The organism is Acrocarpospora phusangensis (assembly GCF_016862995.1).
GTDB lineage: Bacteria > Actinomycetota > Actinomycetes > Streptosporangiales > Streptosporangiaceae > Acrocarpospora > Acrocarpospora phusangensis.
This window is the reverse complement of sequence record NZ_BOOA01000006.1, coordinates 22,860-40,079: the sequence shown is the minus strand read 5'-3', so window position 1 is coordinate 40,079 and position 17,220 is coordinate 22,860. Positions and strand designations below refer to the sequence as shown.

Here is a 17,220-nt window from a genome sequence, read left to right as displayed (position 1 = left end):
CCAGTCGTCGAGCGGCCGGTCACCGGAAGATCAACTGTGGGGGTACATTAGGCGGTTTCGCCCCAGTTCGACTTCCGGGAAGTACGCGTGCGACGTTACCGTTTCGGCATCCCCGCCCTGCTGATCGCCGTCCTCTATGCGGCGGTCGTCGGCGCGTTCGGCGTCATCGCTCTCGTGACGGGCGACAGCGCACCCGTCGTCCGGATCGTCTTCCGGGAGGACTTCGACGAACCGGACGACGAAGCGTGGGGGCTGATCGTCGGTCTCATCCTGGTCGGATGCGTCCAGGGCTGGGCGTTGTGGCAGATCCTGCGCGGCCGGGTGACCGGTCAGGGCGAGCCGGCGCCCAGGGATCGGGCGGTTCGCTGGTTGCGGGTGACGCTCTATCTCTGGGTGGGGCTGAACCTGGTCCAACTGCTCCCGATCCGCCTGCCTTGGTGGACGGATGCCGTCGACGGCCTGATCCTCCTCGCCCTGGCCCCGCTGTTCTTCCGGGTCCTGAACCGGGCCCCGCGGGTGCTGCGGATCACCGCGCTCGTGGCCGGGCTGATCACTGGGATCTCCTGGGTCGGAACCGTGGTCGCGGACGAGATCGACGCGCATGTCGCCGAGGAGGTCTTCGAGTTCGCCGGGGCGAGCGGAATCCCCTGGCCGCTGTGGCTGGTGCTCACCCTGGTGGCTCAGGCCCGCGACGGCAGATGGGGGAGGACCACCATCTGGGCGGGAGCCGTCCGCACCGCGTCGCCGTACGTCCTGACACCGTGGCTCTTCGCTCTTGGGAGCAGTTACAGCCTGTTAATTGTCTCCGCAGTCGTGGGGCCGCTGCTGATCGTGTGGCAGGCCCGCTCGGCCCACGACCTGGCGAGTCCGCCCGCACGGCTTCCGTCGGCCCGGCCGGTCCCGGTCCGGGCGCCGGCCCGCTGGTGGCCGCTCGCGGCGGCGGCGGTGGCTCTCCCGCTGCTCCCGGCCCTTCCGGCGCTGGTGCGCGGCCGGCCGGTCTGGCTGGGACCCGAGGGGCCGATCGAGTACGTCCTGTCGTCCGGCCCGCAGACGGCGATGCTCTGGGCCGCCGTCAACGTGTTCGTCGGAGCGGGCGGCCTGGCCGTCCTGGTCCTGGTCGCGGTCGTCCGCAGGACCCGCCGCCTGGTACGGACGACGACCGCGGCGCTGGCTCTGGCCGCCGCGTCGGGCGTGGCGCACGTGACGGCCACCGAGGTGGCCGGGTACACGTTCGACCCCATGTTCTCGCTCACCCTGACCGGCGAGGCCGGCGTGTCCCCGCTGTGGTCCAGCGCCGCCTTCGCCGCTTCCGCGATCCTGCTGCGCCTGCTGTACGGCGGTCCGCCCCGCCGCACCCGCCTCCATCTCGCCACGGCGGCGATCGCGCCGGTCGGCGGCCTCCTCTTCCTCCCCGTGGGCGACCAGTGGCGTGGCGGCACCACGGCACAGGAGGACTGTTTTCGCGGAGCACGCTCCACCTTCCTCTGTCAGGTACGCACCACCGACGTGCTCACCTCGGTGAAGCACGACCCCGACCGGTACGTCCTCGCGTACGGCGAGCGCCTGTGCGGCGTCTACACCCGGAACGACCCGCACGAACTGGCCCGCGTGCAGCGGACCGACGGCGTCCGGGTCGCGGACCTCGAATACACCCTGGCCGACATCTGCCCCCGCGCCGCCGCGATCGTCACCGCGGCCGCCGCCGAGGAGGAACGCGAGATGCTCGCCCTGGAGGCCGCGGAACGCCGCAAATGCCGGGAAGCTCCCCGCCACCGGCCTCCCATCGAACCGGTCCAGGTGGTCGCCCAGCGGGAACCCATGTTCACGGACTACGGCCAGCTGATGGCGTACGAGGAGGAAATCGCCGAACACGACCCGTACGACGGCGCTCTCCCCTTCGAGAGCGAACGCGTGGGCGTCGGACCCGGCCAGCTCAACATCTACGTCCATCCCGACATCACCCTGTGCGTCACGACCGCGAGTTACCTCCGCCGCCCGCCGATCGAGACCAAGGGCTGGGACCACGTCGTCGAGTTCGGCCACCAGACGGTCAGCGGTGAGATCGCGATCGCCGACGCGATGGGCGGCACGCCGCTCCCCAACCTGGCCGCGCGCGGCGCGGGCCACTACCGGATCCGCGTCCACTACGACCTGGTCCCCGGCAAGGGGGACGACTGGGGCGCTCAGCGCCTGCTGATCATGTCCTACCCGGGACGGAGCGAGAAGGTCGTCGTCCATCGATGACCTTCTGCTTTCACAGTGCACGGAGGTAGACGGCAACGGCTGACGTGTCCGAAGGCTCGGCGACAAGTCCGACATGCCCGTCCGGCCGGATGAGGACTAAGGCGTCCGTGCCGTAGGTGCTCGCGAGATGTCCCTCCTCATCGAGCAGGCCCCCCCTCGAGCTGGGGCTGTCCGAGATCAGCCGTATCTTCTGCCTCGGCGATCCATCTTTTGGACGCCTGTCGCAGTGACCCCGAGTGCCTGTTTCCTTACATATTTCATCTCTTGTCACTGGTAATGAGAAAAGTGATGATCCCCGTGACTGCCTCAATCGTGTGCCACGGAATGCGTGGGGGTACGCATGGGAACGGTACGGGGAAGGGTCGGGCTCGTCGGGGGAAGTATCGGCACGGCGGTGGCCGTGTTCCTGTCGGGTGGAGGAGTACCACCAGGGCTGGTCGAAGCCGCAGCCGCGGCCGCACCGCCCACGAATCCGGAAATATCAGTCGCGTCGGTCCCGGTCGCCCAGGCCACACCGCCGCCCGGACGGGAGGATCTTCCCGCGGCTGCCACACCGGCCCCGGTCTGGCCGGAAGCCGGGCAGGCCGACGTCGTGGTGCGGCCGGGTGAACTCGTCGCCGCCGGGAACCTGGGCGTACGGGTCGGCCAGGCCAGACCGGAGCCGGTGCGCGAGAACGCCCCCAAGGCGGAACGGGAGGCGGCGGAACGCGCTGCCCTGCCGCCCGGACGGGTACGGGTACGCAGCCTCGGCAGTGAGACCGCCCGCCGGCTGGGCGGGGTGGGCATGGCCGTCACCCTGACCCGCGCCGACGCGGTCGCCACGCCGGGGCGCGTCGGACTGAGCATTGACTACGGCCCCTTCCGCGACGCTCATCCAGCCGGGTTCGCGTCCCGGCTCGGGCTGGTGGAACTGCCCGCATGCGCGCTGGACCCGGTTCCCGCCGCGGGCTGCCGCGGTGGAGCCCGGCGGCTCCGCGTCACCAACGATCTGGCCGGCAACCGGATCAGGGCCGACATCGCCACCGCGCCCGAGAACGGCTCGGTAGTGCTGCTGGCGTCCTTCGCCGAACCGCCGGATCCGACCTCGGCCACCGGGAGTTTCGCGGCCACCGACCTCAAGCCGTCCGGCACCTGGCAGTCGGGGAACTCGGGCGGGGACTTCTCCTACACCGTTCCGATCCCGCTGCCGCCCTCGGTGTCGGGGCTCGGGCCCGAACTGGCGCTGGCGTACTCGTCCTCGTCGGTGGACTCGCTGACCGGATACAGCAACAACCAGGCTCCGTGGGTGGGGATGGGGTGGGGGCTGTCGGACGCGTACATCGAGCGGCGTTTCCGGTCGTGCGCGTCGGACGCCTTCTTCTCCGTGATCGCGCCCGAACTGAGTAAGAACATCAACCAGCACAGCTGGAAACACTGGTGCTGGGAGTCGCCGGACGAGAACGACGAGGATTCGGCGACCATCGATCGCGGCAACTCCCACCTCGTGCTCTCCTTGGAGGGCCGGTCCTCGGCGATTGTGAAGGATCGCACGTCAGGGGCGTACAAGACGGTGGAGGACTTCGGCTGGAAGATCGAGCAGATCGCCAGCGGGGCCGAGAGCCAGCAGCCCTACTGGCGGGTGACCACCCAGGACGGCACCGTCTACCGGTTCGGGTTCCGGCGGGACGCGTCACTGCAGGCGCCCTACCTGGGTGACGATCCCGGCGAGCCGTGCCACAGCCAGTATCCCAAGCACAACTTCACCACCGGCCAGAGCCCGGCCCTGGGAGCGGGATCGTTCTGCCGGGCGCCCTGGCGGTGGTACCTCGACCAGGAGGTCGACGCCAAGGCGAACGTGGTCGACTACTTCTACACCCGGGAGGAGAACGGCTACTGCGGCGGCTGCGGGCTGGGCGGCGCCATCCGCTACGACCGGGGTGGATATCTGGCACGCGTCGAATACGGTCACAACTCCGGGGTGGCGGGGTCCGTCCCGGCGGCGCAGGTGGTCTTCAACGCGGTCAACCGGGGCACCCCGCCACCCGGCCACGGAGGACCCTGGTTCGACGACACCCCCGGCGACCTGAACTGCGTGCCCGGCTCGACCAACTGCCAGAACGACAGCACCGCGTTCTACATCACCAAACGGCTGGACTCCATCGTCACCTCGGCGCGGCTGGGCTCCGGGCCGTGGGACGAGGTCGCCCGGTACGAGTTCGGCTACCGCTGGGTGGCCTCCCATCCGGTCACCCCGGGCGGCAACGTCAACCAGCTCCTCTGGCTGGACACGATCAAAACCGTCGGCCTGGCCGGAGACGGCCCCGACGTGGTCCTGCCGGTCATGGACTTCGACTCCACCCTGCTGGACAACCGGGCCGACCACGGCCGCCTGGTCGAGGGCGAGCGGACCGCCCGGCTCAGCTTCCCGCGTGTCTCCGCCGTCGCCAACGGCCTCGGCGGCCGGATCGAGGTGAGCTACGGCCAGCCGAAGGGCTGCAACTGGACCAGCTCCCCGACCGGGTGGGACACCCGGGTGGCCGACTGCTACTACGACTACATCGACACCTACGAGAACGCGCTCGGCGGCGTCATCACCGTCTTCGCCGTCTACAACAAGTGGCTCACCACCCAGGTGAGCGAGCGCGACATGGTGGCCGGATCCCCGAACATGGCCACCCGCTACGAGTACGTGGGCAACCCCGGCTGGGCCAAACCGTTCTCCTACATCGACACCAAGACCGAACTCTGCGTGATCACCTTCCCGTTCCCGGAGGCGTGCGTGTTCCGGGAGGAGGACTGGGACCAGTTCCGCGGCTACCAGCAGGTCCGCACCATCGTCGGCGCGGGCGCCGACCCGGCCGGATACTCGGTCTCGCTGGCGACCTTCTACCGCGGCATGTACGACGACGTCCTGGCCGGCGGCGGCACCCGCAACACCACCATCACCGACTTCGAGAACACCGCCCGTCAGGATCGACGCCCGCTGGCGGGGCGGGTGCTGCAACAGCAGACGTACCGGGCGACCGCCGCCACCGCGAGCGGCCCCACCGCGTACGAGGAGATGGGCGGCACCCGGACCGAACACACCCGCGTGTCCACCGGAAACGGACCCGGCGTCTACGATCCGGTCCGCGTCGACGCCACCAAGGAGGTCTCCCGCGACAAGGTCACCGCGGGCTGGCGCTACGTCGACACCACCACCGCCTACAACGCCGACGGCCTGCCCAGCACGATCAACGAGGCCGGGCAGCGCGGCCTGGCCACCGACAACGCGTGCGCCAGCGTCACCTACGCCCGCAACACGGCGCTGTGGATGCTGAACCTGCCGATGACCGAGGAACGCCGCGCCGGCGACACCTGCACCAGCGGCACACTCCTGGGCAGGACCGTCACCCTGTACGACGGCGCGACCAGCACCACCGCCACCCCCACCAAGGGCAACCCGACCGAGGTCCGTACCAATCTCAACGCCACCGACGTGGCCACGGTGAAGACCACCTACGACGGGTACGGCCGCCAGCTCACCCAGGCCAACCCGCTCGGAAAGGTCAGCTCCACCACCTTCAGCCCCGCCGTCGGCTGGCCCGGCAACGGGGTCGCCCACACCGACCAGCTCGGCCACACGCTCACCAGCTGGCCGGATCACCGCCACGGCAAGGTGGTCACGTCAAGGGACGCCGACGGCCATGAGCGCGGCATCGACTACGACGCGCTGGGCCGGACCCTGCGCCTGTGGACTCCCGAACGTCCCCGATCGGGTGACACCCCCGCCGCGAGCGTGGCGTACACGATCCCGGTGGACGGCGCCGGGCTGGTGACCGGCCCTGCCCGGACCACGGTCAGCCGGTCGTTGTCCGGTAGCGGCGCGCAGACGGTGTGGACTGATTCGCACACCTACGTCGACGGGCTCGGACGGCAGCGGGAAGTGCAGACGCCCTCCCCGGCGGGCGGCAGGATCGTCCAGGTCACCACCTATGACGCCCGGGGCCTCCAGGCGGCCCGGTCGGCCCCGGCGCACAACGCCGCCGGCCCGGGCAGCGGCCTGCTCAACCCGGCGCTCAGCACGCTGCCGCGCTGGACCGCCCAGACCTACGACGGTCTCGCCAGGCCGACGGCCGTCGCCGACATGGCGGGAGCGGCCGAGTTCCGCCGGACCACCACCAGCTATCCCTTCGCCGACGTCCGGCAGGTTCAGCCACCCACCGGCGGCAAAACCGTTCACGTCAGCGACGTGGCCGACCAGGTCACGAAGATCGAGGAATGGAAGGACGCGACCACCCACCACGACACCGTCTTCGAGTTCGACCTCAACGGCAACCTGACCAGACAGACCGACGCCAAGGGCAACATCCGCACGTTCGGCTACGACCTGCTGGGGCGTCGTACCGGCGGGCACGACCCCGACGCGGGAGACACCACCCAGGCGCACGACGCCGCCGGCAACCTGCTCTGGACGATCAACGGCAAGGGCCAGAAAGTCTCCTACAGCTACGACGACCTGGGCCGCAAGACCGCGCAGTGGTCAGGCGAGGCGGGCACCGGCGTCAAACTCGCCGAATTGGCGTACGACACCCTGTCCAAGGGACGGCCGACCTCCTCCACCAGGTACTACGGCGCGAACGCGTACACCGAGACGGTCACCGGCTACGACCCGATGGGCCGCCCCACCGGGTCCACGGTGACCGTGCCCGCCGTCGAAGGGCTGCTGGCCGGGTCGTACACGTTCACCAGCTCCTACACCCTCGGCGGCGCGATCGCCACGCTGGGCATGCCGGCGGCCGGCGGGCTGCCCGCCGAGACGATCACCTCCGGCTACACCGGCCTCGGCCTGCCCAAGACCCTCACCTCCGACCTGGGCGGCGGCGTCACCTACGTCAAGGACACCGCCTACACGCCCACCGGCCTGATGTCCGACCGCTGGTACGGCCCGACCGGAAAGATCAGACGAACCCTGGCCTGGAACGCCGGCACCGGATGGCTGGACCGGGTGACGACCGCCACCGGCGCCGACGCCACGCCGCAGACCGTGCAGGACGACCGCTACAGCTACGACCTGTCCGGTGAGATCACCAGGATCCTGGACGCCTCCTCCGCCGTGGGCGGCAGCCCCGGCCAGTCGGAGTGTTTCGGCTACGACGGGCTGCACCGCCTGTCGACCGCCTTCACCACCACGGCGGCCACCTGCCAGGGGGGAGCGGACAGTCTCGGGATCGACCCCTACAGTCAGGCGTTCGGCTACGACGCGGTGGGCAACATCGTCAGCTCCACCGAGGGCGGGCAGACCGCCACGCACAACTATCCCGCCTCCGGCCCCACGTCGGTCCGGCCCAACGCCGTCAGCTCGATCAGCCGTCCCGGCGGCACCGACTCCTACGGGTACGACGCCGCCGGTCAGATGACCTCCCGCACCGTCGGCGGCACCGGCGCCACCTTCGAGTGGGACCCGCTCGGCCAGCTCACCACGGCGACGGTCGGCGGCGACCAGACCACGATGGTGTACGACGCGGCCGGGGAGCGGCTGATCCGCCGCGAGCCGGGCAAGACCGTGCTCTACCTGGGCGCGATGGAGCTGACGCTGGCGGGCGGCGTGGTCACCGGGTCGCGCTACTACACCACCCCCGACGGCTCGACGGTCGCCATGCGGGCCACCGGCGGGCTGAAGTGGCTGACCGCCGGCCTGCACGGATCGACGCAACTGGCGATCGACGACGGCACCGGCCAGGTCTCCCGGGAACGCTACCTGCCCTACGGGAAACGCCGCGGCATCGACGACCTGCCGTTCACCGACCACGGGTTCCTCGGCCTGGTGGAGGACGACTCGACCGGCCTGGACTATTTGTCCGCGCGCTACTACGACCCCTCGATCGGCCGTTTCGTCTCCACCGACCCGCTCCTGGACCTGCGCAAGCCCCAATGGGCCAACCCCTACGCGTACGCGGGGGACAACCCGATCGGCCTGTCGGACCGGACCGGCCTGTCGGTCTGCGTACGCAAGGACTTCGAGAAGGACCACCAGTACCAGGCCTGCCTGGACTACGAGCGGAATTACAAGAAGTTCTGCAAGAACACCAGTTCGCAGAAGTGCAAGAACTGGAAGGCCGCCTCGTCGTTCGCCGAGAAGCTCAAGGACATGGACGACCGGCTCCAGAACATGTTCGCGTGTGGCTGCTGGACGGTCCAGCAACTGGAGAAGCTCGTCGGCTTCGACATCCCCGAGGAGCTCAAAGGCAAGATCAAATCCATCCTCGGCTACCTGATGAACATGCTGATCGAGGACGCGGAGAACTGCGCGAAGGGCGACTTCGTGGCCTGCGCGATGTTCGCGGTCGGCTTCATTCCCGGCTCCAGGATCGCCACCGTGGTGCAACGGCTCGGCGTCAAGTCCGCGTGGGTGGAGAAGGCGGCCAACAGCCTGGCCGGCAGAGCAGGGCGGGTCGGCGCCCTCTGCGTGGTGCGCAGCAGCTTCGCCCCAGGCACGCCGGTGCTGATGGCGGACGGCTCCTACCGGCCGATCGAGCAGGTGAAGGCCGGCGACCTGGTGATGGCGGCCGACCCGCGGACGGGTGAGGCGCGGCCGCGGCCAGTGGTGGCGCTGCTCGGCAGTGACGGGCTGAAATCCATGGTCGCGATCACGGTCCGCGGCGACGCCGAACCGCTGGTGGCGACGGACACGCATCCCTTCTGGGAGCCGGATCTCGGCAGCTGGGTGGAGGCCGGGCGGCTGAAGGCGGGCTCCTGGCTGCGGACCTCGGCGGGCACCTGGATCCAGGTCGACTCGGTCCGCCACTGGGCGGAGCGCGTCCAGGTGCACAACCTGACAGTGGCCGGCGAGCACACCTACTTTGTGGCGGCCGGCGGCGCGTCCGCGCTCGTGCACAACGCGCCGTGCGGGGTGACCGTCATCGGGCACTTCCCGGAATACCTCGACCACGCCAAGGCGATCGGGGCGAACTACTTCTACGTGGACCCCAAGGTCTTCGACAAACTCACCCCAACCGAACAGTGGGCGCTGAACGAGGCCTTCCTGGATCGCGCGATCGCCGACGGGCACGTCTTCGTGCGCGCCACCAAGGACGCCCGGCCGGGATCGGCGTACGCGCGGGAGATCGCCTACCTCAAGTCCAAGGGATATGTGCTGTCGCCGGACGGCGCCGCTTATGTTCCCCCGCCCTCCTGACGCCCTCCCGATGCCCTGCTGATCCCGGCGGGTCAGCGGAAGTAATGGAACTTGCCCCCTGCGGCCTCGATCTCCGGCAGCGATGTCGGATAGAGGCCCAGGGTGGCCACTCCCTCCTCGGGGAAATGGACCCGGCGCAGCAGAACCTGCACGTGAGCCAGGTACCTGGCCGTTTCGGCCGGCTCCCGGACCTGGTCGGACTCCGCCGTCGTGGCGAAGATCAACCAAACCGCGATGTCCTCCACGCGGCCGTCGAAATGCGGGAGCACGTGGAAGTCGACCGGCAGACAGGGCAACCCTTCGAACTCGTCGTCCCGCAGGACGCGCAACACCGTGAGCCCGGCCCAGAACTTCTCCTCCCGAGCCCGCTGCTCCTCTTCCCCGCGTCGTCTTCTCCGCTCGTACGCGTTCCGAGGCTCCTCGCTCATGACCCTTCATCCTCGGCGATGGCGACGGCCGCGGCAAACTCTTCGCCCGCGGTGCGCAGGTCAACGAATCGGTTTGTGCGGGTCGTGGAGTCGTTTGCCGTCAGTGAGAGTGGCCTCCAGTTCGGGCGGTTATGAGCCCGGTTATGCAGGAGGATCGGAGTGGATCGTCTGTGACCACAGGCGCACGGTCTTGTCCCAGCCGGCGGTGGCGAGCAAGCGGCCTCCGGGGTGGAAGGCCAGCCCGAAGACGCTACGGCTGTGGCCGGTGAGGGGGTTGCCGACCGGCTGACCATTGGCGGGGTCCCACATGCGGACCGTGCCGTCGCCGCTCGCGGTGGCGAGCAGGTGCCCGTCAGGGTGGAAGGCAACAGCCAAGACGGAGTCGGTGTGGCCGATCGGAGGAGCATTGATGGGCTGACCTGTGGCCGGGTCCCATAAGCGGACCGTGCCGTCGCTGCCCGCGGTGGCGAGCAGGTGCCCGTCTGGGTGGAAGGCAACACCCCTGACGGAGTCGGTGTGGCCGGTCAGCGGGGGACCGACGGGTTCGTTCTTGGTGGGGTCCCACAAGCGCGCAGTGCCGTCGCGGCCCGCGGTGGCGAGCAGGTGCCCGTCAGGGCGGAATGCCACACCCAGAACCGGACCGGTATGGCCGGTCAGCGGGGGACCGATGGCTTGGTTCTTGGCTGGATCCCACAAGCGCACCATGCCGTCACCGCCCGCGGCGGCGAGCAGGTGCCCGTCCGGGTGAAAGGCAACCGCCAGGACAGCGTCGGCGTAACTCCTGAGCGCGGTGCTTTCCGGCTGCTGGTCGGCTGGTCTATCGGTGGTCGCATCCCAGAGGCGTACCGTCTTGTCGCGGCTGGCCGTGGCGAGCAGGTGCCCGCCTGGGTGGAAGGCCACACCCAGAACCGGACCGGTGTGGCCGGTCAGAGGGGGACCGATGGGCTGGCCGGTAGCGGGGTCCCACAGGCGTACAGTCTTGTCTTCGCTGGCGGTGGCGAGCAGGTGGCCGTCCGGATGGAAGGCAGCCCCCCGAACGCTTTCGATGTGACCGTTCAGCCTGTGCGCGCGGTTCCACGTCTGTGGTCGTGCGCTGTACCGCGGCTGCGGTCGCGGGGCCGGCGTCGGCTCCGCCGGTGGAGCGGAATCGGTGGGCGGGGCCGGTTCGGCACGCTCCCGACGCGGGGGGCCGGCTTCTCGTGGCGCGGACGCTGAGGCGGTGTTACGGGTGAACGGCAGGTCGTTGGCGGTGTCGGTGCCGCGCTGGTTGGGCTCGGGCAAGCCGCGGACGTGCAGGCGACGGCGGAGCTCGGGGTAGAGGGTCCCCAGAGTGAGCGGGTCCGGGCGGCCGGGCATACCGGTACGGATCAGGTCGAGTAGTTCACCGGTGAAGCTGGTGGGCCTGCCGGTGTCGCCGGCGGAGGTATGGGCGGTCAGGTCGGCGGCGGTGAGGGTGTAGGTGCCGCGGACCTCGCTCTGGTCGGCGAGCAGGTTGGCGTTGCCGGCCAGGGTTTCGGTCTGGATGGCGCGGCCGGAGTAGCAGCAATCCAGGATGACGGCCTTCACCCGGGCCGGACTCGTGTCGAAGGCTTGGCGGATACGCGCGTATTCGATGCCGGTCACATCGGGCGCGTCGGCGTACGTGTCGGTGAGGGTCAGGCACAGTTCTCCGCGCGGAGTGAGTGTGCCGTGGCCGACGTAGTACAGCAGCAGGGTTCCGCTGGTCTGCTGCGCCAGCCGGCGGATCAGCCGGACCACGATCCGGTTGTCGGCGGGATCGGGCAGGACGGTGACCAGCTCGTGCGGCCACCCGCCCAGCCTCGGATCGGTCAGCACCTGGTGCATGGCCGTCAGGCTGTGGCCGGCTGCGGCCCGGTCCGGAAGCCCCTCATCCTGGTAGCGGGCGACGCCGATGAGAATCGCGCGAGAGCCCGCCCAACTCTCAGGAGTCATCGCCGCCCTCAAGCTCGGGCCGCGGCTTGGCAAGCTGGTCGGGTTGCCGTTCGGCCAGGACGCGCTCCAGCAGAGGAAGCGCGTCGGCCACCCGTTTGGCCTCCACGCTCACCGACCCGGTCTCGGTCGTGACGGTGATCGACACATCCGAGTGGCGGTTGGCCAGCCACACCTTAAGCGCCTGGACCAGCGCGATCCCGATGCCCCCCGACCCCAGGGCCACAGTCAGGATGTCGGTGGCAGCGCCCAGCTCCTGTTCCCCGATCGGAGCGCTCTTCTGACGAACCCTGCCTTGCAGAGCGCGCTGACTGTTGAGCCACCCGGTCAGCGCGATCAACTCACCGAGGCTGTCATCGGCGGTGACCCGGATTCGTGCCTCCACGCCAGCTGCTCCTTCACGCATGTTGGAGCGCCCCACCCCGGAAGGGACGCGAACCGACGCATATTCCTTATACGAGCCAAGCTGAAGCTTCAGCAGCTCATGTGACCATTCAATCGGCGAACGATCAATTTTGGGAATCTTTCAAGGAAGTAGCAAGGTGTGCCCCCCGGACAGAGGCGGCGGGCACACGACCTCCGTGGACGCAACCCGAATCCACGTCGTGATGCCAGCTGCCTCAAGCGAAGATCCTTCTGCTCTGGGCCCACTTCGGCGGGGGATCGGGGTGCATGCCAAGAAGACCGGCAAGGGGGATGAGCTGCGCGGATGGCATTGTCGGCAGGGGTAGGACTCGGCCTCGGTTGTGATCGGTCAGGAATGAAGAAGTCATCGCGATGCTCGGCTTCTAGCCTGATTCGTGATCGGCCGGGTTGCTGCAGGAAGGCCGATCTGTCGCGTGGGCCGGGGCGTAGAGGTTCCGGCGTTGGTTTGCGCAGGGGTGAATGTCTTGCGCATTGGAGATTCGAGGAGATCGTTGTGTCGTTGCAGGTGAGTGTCATCATGCTCGGGGTCAAGGACGTGGCCCGTGCCAGGAAGTTCTATGTGGAAGGGCTGGGTTGCGGGATCGATCAGGATTTTCCCGGGTTCGTCAGGTGCAGGCTGGGTGAGGGGTCCTCGATGCTGGCGCTCTATGAATGGGAGGCGGTGGCGCAGGACGCCGGTGTCTCCGCGGAGGGGTCCGGGTTTCGGGGTGTCTCGCTTCACTTCATCGCCGACTCCAGAGATGAGGTGGATGAGGTTATGCGTATGGCGGAGGCTGCGGGCGGGGTTGTGGTCAAGGCGGCTGCTGCTGCCGAGTGGGGTGGGTACTTCGGCTACTTCAGCGACCCGGATGGTTATCTGTGGAAGATCACGACCGCTGCCTGATCGCAGACTTCGCGGAGGGTGCCTCCTGGCGAAGTTCTCACGCCAGTCGCCGCCGATGAGGTGAGGTATTCACCGGCCTTTGCGCCCCACAGGTGGTGCGAGGAATGGGGCTAGACGGATTGCGTTCTGTCTACCTAGGGTAGACGGCATGGATCCCACCAATCCCGTCATCCAGCTGTGTGCTCAAGGTATGCAGGCCGAAGTGGAGGGTCGCGGTAGTGACGCCGCTGACCTGTTTCGGCAGGCGTGGGACAAGGCTGGCGACGACTACGAGGCTTGTATTGCCGCGCACTACCTCGCTCGGCACCAGTCGACGCCCGAGGACATCCTGCGGTGGAATCAGGAATGCCTGGATCGCGCCGATCGGGTGGGTGATGAGCGTGTGCGCGGCTTCTATCCTTCGCTGCACCTGAATCTGGCGCGCGCTCATCAGGATCTCGGCGCTTCCGGTAAGGCGCGGGAGCACTACCTGAGCGCCGCCGAGTGTATCGGCGACGCGGCGGAGGGGCCCTACCGGGACGGTATTCGCTTCGCGGTGGCCGACGGGTTGCGGACGAGGCCGAGCGAGGCCGACCCGCTCGCGGAGCTGCTGGACCGGCTGTGTGCCCGGGCCGCGCTGACCACGCTCGGGCTGTTGCTCCCGCCCTACCTCGGGGATCTCGGTACGGGGGAGGATCGGACGCGATTGCTCACCGCCCTGCACATGGTCCACGCCGGTCGTACGCTGCCGGAGGGGGAGCAGGCACTCTTGCAGGACGCGATCGCGCGGCGAAGCTTGGCGGGCTGACCGTGGCACTCGACGAGGATCTGCTGCGGCAGGCGCGTGAGGCCGGGGCCGGATGGGTTGAGGCGCAGGAGCGGGCCGAGCAGGCCAAGATCGCCTACCATCGGGCCATTCGGCGTCTGCACCTGGCCGGCGCCTCGTTTCGGGAGATCGCCGACGCGCTTGAGCTGAGTCATCAGCGTGTGCACCAGATCATCGAGTCGACCGGTGGCACGGCGAGTTGGAAGCCGCGGAAGAAGGGTCCCGAACCCGTGTGCACGTTCTGTGGTGCGGGCAAGGGGGAGGTCAACAGGCTTATCGCCGGTCCCGGGGTGTTCATCTGTGATGCCTGCGTCGTGCTGGCTTCGCTGGTTGTGTCTACCGGCCAGTCACAGCCGCACATTGACTTGGTGCCCACCGCCAGCGCGTTGACCTGTACGTTCTGCGGAAAGGCAGACGGCAGGATCGCAGCGGGTCCCGGGGTCCGCATCTGTGATCAGTGCCTGCGGATCTGCCGCGAAGTCGTCGACGCGACCTAGGCTCCGCCTATAACCCCTGGGCTAGCGAACCGCTCGGCAGATGATCCCGTCGCCGGGACCCCGGAGCGCGGCCACGATGATGTCGGCGGCGAGATGCTTGCAGGTCATGTAGGGGTCCCCGGTGCCTCGGAAGATCAGTCCGGATGAGCCTGACGGCGTGTAGCACTTGAGTCCGGAAGACTCGTAGAAGCCGATCCAGGCATCGGGGTGGATCTTGGCGGTGCAGTACTCGCCGATCGACAACGGGCCGAACGGGATGTCGACGATGGCGGCTTGTGCCGGGCCGGCGCTGGAGAGGAAGACGGCTGAGGCAAGACAAGCGGTGGCGGTTAGCGGTGGGAAGCCGTCGGCTTAGGTCGTTTGTGGGGTGAGGAAGCTCGTGATGGATTCGACGATGTGGGTGAGGTTGGTCGCGTCGGGGAGGTGGTACGGGCCGTCGAGGGCGATCAGGTGGGCGTCGGGGAGGCCGGTGGTGAGCTGGTGGCTTCCGGCGAAGGGGATGACGCGGTCGCCGGTGTAGTGGAGGACGAGGGAAGGGGCGGTGACGTGGGGGAGTAGCGCGGTGGTGTCGGCTTCGTAGACGGCTTGGAGGTAGCCGGCGGCGACGTCGCGGCCGGCGGAGTCCTTGAGGACCTCGGCCAGGTGTCTGGCCATGGTGTCGGAGCCGCCGGGACGGAACAGGTCGGCGAACAGGCGGGAGGCCATGCCCCAGTGGGCTCTGACCATGTTGACGAGGGTGTTGTTCAGTTCGGTGTGGGTGAAGACTCCGGACGCGGACGCGTACGTCCCGAAGAAGACCAGGCGGTCGACCAGGTCGGGGTGGCGGGCGGCGAAGGCGATGGCGACCGGGCCGGCCTGGGAGATGGCGAGCAGGTTCACGGGGCGGCCGACGCGCCGGGCGATCGCGGCGAGTTCGTCCACGCTGGCGTCCAGGCCGTAGTCGTCGACGTGGCCACGGGAGAGGCCGGTGCCGTACCGGTCGTAGATGGTGAGTTCCACGTGGCCGGCCAGGCGTTGGAGGATCGAGGAGCGCGGGTCGCGGCCGGAGGAGATCACGTCGATGGCCGACACCCAGGCGGGCAGGGCGACCAGGGGCGGGCCTTCGCCCAGGGTTCCGTAGGCGAGCGTACGTCCGCCGGGAGTCGTCGTGTAGCGGACGCGGATGGCGCTGAGCGGGGGTGGGGTCGCGGCCGTGTCCCGGGTGGCGGGGAGGTCGTGGCGGAGGATGCGCAGGTGGAGTTCGGCTATGGCGGCGGACGGTTCGAGGCCGAGTTCGTCGGCGAGGCGGCGACGGTAGTCCTGGTAGCCGCGGAGTGCTTCCGCGTGGCGGCCCAGGGCGTACAGGGCGCGCATGAGCAGGGCGCGGGCCTGTTCGCGGAGGGGGTGTTCGTCGATGCAAGCGTCCAGGGACGGTACCGCTTCCGCCGCGCGACCACACTCCAGCAGCGCCGCGGCACGTGCTTCGACGGCCTCCAGTCGTGCTTGTTCCAGGCGGATGGCATCCAGGCGGGCCGCGTCGGAGTCGGCGAACTCGGCGTAGGCGGGACCACGCCAGAGCGAGAGCGCCTCGTCGAGGAGATCCACGGCGTGTTCGGGCGACGCGTGCCGGGCCGCCCCCGCGAGTTCGCCGAAGCGCAGGGCGTCCACGTCGGCGGCTTCGACGCGCAGGATGTAGCCGGGAGGCTGGGTGCGCAGGTCCGTGCCGTCGAGCAGGCGGCGCAACCGGGACACCTGGGTGTGCAGGGCGTTCTGCGGGTGGGCCGGCTGGCCGTCCCCCCAGATCAGGTCGGCCAGGCGATCCACGGAGACCACCTCGCCGGCGCGGGCGAGCAGCGCGGCCAGCAGCGCCCGCTGCCGATCGCCCAGCGCCAAGGGCTGCCCGTCGGGTCCCGCCGCCTCGATCGTCCCGAGCACCCGGAACCTCATCCGCCTATGGTGACATATCCGGATTCATTGTCAGGGCATGGGCGTCGCGCTGGACGCGCGCGCGTCAGCGTATCGCCACGCCCGCTATCTGCGGATTTATCGGGCCGAAGACGGATTTGAGGGTGTAGCGTTCGAGTTTGATCTCGGTGAAGCCCGCGTCGCGGAGGATGTGTTCCGTGTCGCGGCGTACCTCGCAGCCCTCGAAAAACCAGCGCCACGGACGGGCCAGGCCGCGTTGCAGCCGGGCGTACCCGCCCTCGCCCGCCACATGCTCGACGAAGATCAGCCGGCCGCCGGGGCGGAGGACGCGCAGCGTCTCCCGTACGGCGGCGAGCGGGTCGGGGACGGTACACAGCACCAGCGTGCACACGACCACGTCCACGCTGGCGGACGGCAGGCCGGTGTCCTCGGCCGGGCGGGCACGCAGGTCCACGGCGATTCCGCGCGCGGCGGCATGCGCGGTCAACGCGGAGCGCATGTGCGGGTTCGGCTCTATCGCGATCACCCGGGTGCCGGGGCGGTAGTAGCGGAAGTTCGCGCCGGTTCCGGGGCCGAGTTCGGCGATCGTCTCCGGCAGATCGGCGAAGAGGGCCTGTTTGCGGTCGCCGAGCAGGTGGTGGGCGTACCGGTCGAGGAGCCGGAAGGTCAGGGAGTTGAGCCTGCCGCGCACGGGGTTGGCCTGGTACACGGTCATGCCGGCCCTCGCGCGAAACGGGGCAGGACATCTGCCGAGTGCGTCACCTGAGGGCAGTGACCGGCACCTTCGACGACGACATGCTCGGCCCCCGGGATCTGATCCCGGTCGCCGAGCGTCCGCCCCGTGCCGGTCGCGTCCACCACTCCGATCTCTCGCATCGATCCTCCACAGTCGAAGTCCTCGACCCGAGAATCGCCGCCCCGGCTGT

General features: G+C 69.2%; 12 protein-coding genes. 5 read left to right on the top strand and 7 right to left on the bottom strand.

Annotated elements, in window-relative coordinates; genetic code table 11:
* Window positions 1-87: 87 nt before the first annotated feature.
* The gene (locus Aph01nite_RS05175) at window positions 88-2,244 is read left to right on the top strand and encodes a hypothetical protein (RefSeq protein ID WP_204039578.1); all 2,157 of its coding nucleotides are present in this window, start codon (window positions 88-90) and stop codon (window positions 2,242-2,244) included.
* Between the two features lie 340 nt (window positions 2,245-2,584).
* Window positions 2,585-9,400: a polymorphic toxin-type HINT domain-containing protein gene (locus Aph01nite_RS42040; protein ID WP_204039577.1), complete on the top strand. Its 6,816-nt coding sequence runs from the start codon at window positions 2,585-2,587 to the stop codon at window positions 9,398-9,400.
* A gap of 32 nt (window positions 9,401-9,432) precedes the next feature.
* On the opposite strand, the gene Aph01nite_RS05165 is transcribed toward Aph01nite_RS42040, so the two are convergent.
* The 3 genes from Aph01nite_RS05165 to Aph01nite_RS05155 all read right to left on the bottom strand — a co-directional run bounded on the left by Aph01nite_RS05165 (window position 9,433) and on the right by Aph01nite_RS05155 (window position 12,163).
* Window positions 9,433-9,828 (bottom strand): hypothetical protein, encoded by a 396-nt coding sequence (locus tag Aph01nite_RS05165; protein WP_204039576.1) that lies wholly within the window; start codon window positions 9,826-9,828, stop codon window positions 9,433-9,435.
* 141 nt (window positions 9,829-9,969) lie between these two features.
* On the bottom strand, window positions 9,970-11,781 hold the full coding sequence (locus Aph01nite_RS05160) for a caspase, EACC1-associated type (RefSeq protein ID WP_204039575.1): 1,812 nt from the start codon (window positions 11,779-11,781) through the stop codon (window positions 9,970-9,972).
* Window positions 11,771-12,163: an effector-associated constant component EACC1 gene (locus Aph01nite_RS05155; protein ID WP_204039574.1), complete on the bottom strand. Its 393-nt coding sequence runs from the start codon at window positions 12,161-12,163 to the stop codon at window positions 11,771-11,773. Before Aph01nite_RS05155 ends, Aph01nite_RS05160 begins: the two co-directional genes overlap by 11 nt.
* Window positions 12,164-12,697: 534 nt before the next feature.
* Between Aph01nite_RS05155 and Aph01nite_RS05150 the strand changes: the two genes are divergently transcribed.
* The 3 genes from Aph01nite_RS05150 (at window position 12,698) to Aph01nite_RS05140 (ending at window position 14,389) form a co-directional block, all read left to right on the top strand.
* Window positions 12,698-13,087, top strand: coding sequence for a VOC family protein (locus Aph01nite_RS05150; RefSeq protein ID WP_204039573.1), 390 nt, complete (start codon window positions 12,698-12,700; stop codon window positions 13,085-13,087).
* Between the two features lie 148 nt (window positions 13,088-13,235).
* Window positions 13,236-13,874, top strand: coding sequence for a hypothetical protein (locus Aph01nite_RS05145; RefSeq protein WP_204039572.1), 639 nt, complete (start codon window positions 13,236-13,238; stop codon window positions 13,872-13,874).
* Window positions 13,875-13,876: 2 nt separating this feature from the next.
* A complete protein-coding gene (locus tag Aph01nite_RS05140; protein ID WP_204039571.1) occupies window positions 13,877-14,389 on the top strand; it encodes a ClpX C4-type zinc finger protein in 513 nt (170 codons plus the stop codon).
* Between the two features lie 21 nt (window positions 14,390-14,410).
* Here the strand turns inward: Aph01nite_RS05140 and Aph01nite_RS05135 are convergent, their stop codons facing one another.
* From Aph01nite_RS05135 to Aph01nite_RS05120, 4 genes are all read right to left on the bottom strand, one after another.
* On the bottom strand, window positions 14,411-14,632 hold the full coding sequence (locus Aph01nite_RS05135; protein ID WP_204039570.1) for a hypothetical protein: 222 nt from the start codon (window positions 14,630-14,632) through the stop codon (window positions 14,411-14,413).
* A 108-nt stretch (window positions 14,633-14,740) separates the two neighbouring features.
* Entirely contained in the window at window positions 14,741-16,315 is a 1,575-nt protein-coding gene (locus tag Aph01nite_RS05130) for a bifunctional AfsR/SARP family transcriptional regulator/alpha/beta hydrolase (RefSeq protein ID WP_204039569.1), read from the bottom strand.
* 64 nt (window positions 16,316-16,379) lie between these two features.
* Window positions 16,380-17,009: a class I SAM-dependent methyltransferase gene (locus Aph01nite_RS05125; protein WP_204039568.1), complete on the bottom strand. Its 630-nt coding sequence runs from the start codon at window positions 17,007-17,009 to the stop codon at window positions 16,380-16,382.
* Window positions 17,006-17,170 carry a hypothetical protein gene (locus Aph01nite_RS05120; RefSeq protein WP_204039567.1) on the bottom strand — a complete coding sequence of 55 codons (165 nt, stop codon included), beginning with the start codon at window positions 17,168-17,170 and terminating at the stop codon, window positions 17,006-17,008. Before Aph01nite_RS05120 ends, Aph01nite_RS05125 begins: the two co-directional genes overlap by 4 nt.
* Window positions 17,171-17,220 lie beyond the last annotated feature (50 nt).